Source organism: Alienimonas sp. DA493 (assembly GCF_043951915.1).
Lineage (GTDB): Bacteria > Planctomycetota > Planctomycetia > Planctomycetales > Planctomycetaceae > Alienimonas.
In genome coordinates this window covers 1-1,089 of sequence record NZ_JBINJD010000326.1, presented here as the reverse complement: position 1 = coordinate 1,089, position 1,089 = coordinate 1, and the positions used below count along the sequence as shown (strand labels likewise).

Below are 1,089 nucleotides of genomic sequence, written 5' to 3'. Positions count from 1 at the left end.
CGATCGGCACGGCGGCGACTCGGCGGAACGGGACGCCGCAGAGCCTACGCAGCCGGTAACCGCCGCGCTAGAGATAACCGCCGGACGCACTAGCCCCCCCCTCTCCTCCTTGGGGGAGAGGGGTCGGGGGTGAGGGGGTCCGCGCAGCGGTCGATCTACGCTCCCCGCTCGATCCCGCCTCGTCCGGCTGCGCCGCACCCTCACCCCCGGCCCCTCTCCCTCAAGGGAGAGGGGAGAACCGCGTTCAGGCCCGCACGGGCGTCGGGAGCCTCTACTTCCGCCCCACGGGGATCAACTTCGGAATCGGCAGCTTCAACCCCACCACCGCCCCGTGGCGGCTTTGCAGGTCGGCGAACCGGCTGTTCAGAAACCGGTCCACCCAGCCCGGCGGGCCGTGCTCCAGGTAGCGGTCGGCGAGGATCGCCATTTCCGCGTCGTACTGGGCCTGCGAGTGCGAATGGGCGTAGCAGCGGCCCGGGAAGCGGCGGATGTCGCCGTTGAACTGCGGGCTGACGTGGTGCAACTCGTGCAGCACCGTGGTCAGCTTCTCCCGCGGCGTGTGGTCCAGGAACCGCGGCAGATAAAAGGTGAGCACGTACAGCAGTTCGACCTGCCCGTCGTGCAGCGTCGGGGCGGCGTAGGTCACGCCGCGGCGGACCGTCGTCGTCGCTCCGCCCTCGAACCGCAGCGGGGTCAGCTTGGCCTGGAGCCCGTGCGGCACCCGCTTCTTCGCCTGGGCGAAGGTCACGGCGACCCGCCGCATGTCGATGTGGGCGAACTCCGGCAGGCTGTCGCAGACGTCCTCGCACAGCCGCCGCATCACGAGGGTGAAGTCGAACGGCTCCGCCTTCGGTTTCGCCGCCACGGCCGTCCGCGACCCGCGATCGACCCGCAGACGGCGACGCGATGGGTTGGACACGGCAAACGCTCGAGCAACACGGGGAGAGACCCACTTTAGCAGCGCCCCCCACGGTGGCGCGAACCCGGATCGCGGTGCGGACCGCGGTTTCGCCGTGCCGGGGGTGCGGACGGCGGAACGCTTCTCCGGATCGAACGTCGCGGCGCCCGAAACGGGAAGCGTCCCGGACC

Annotated in this window: 1 protein-coding gene; it reads right to left on the bottom strand. The window is 70.8% G+C overall.

Features of this window, described 5'->3' with window-relative positions:
• Positions 1–271: 271 nt before the first annotated feature.
• Entirely contained in the window at positions 272–919 is a 648-nt protein-coding gene (locus ACG2DA_RS22805; protein WP_395259003.1) for a hypothetical protein, read from the bottom strand.
• Between the last annotated feature and the right edge of the window lie 170 nt (positions 920–1,089).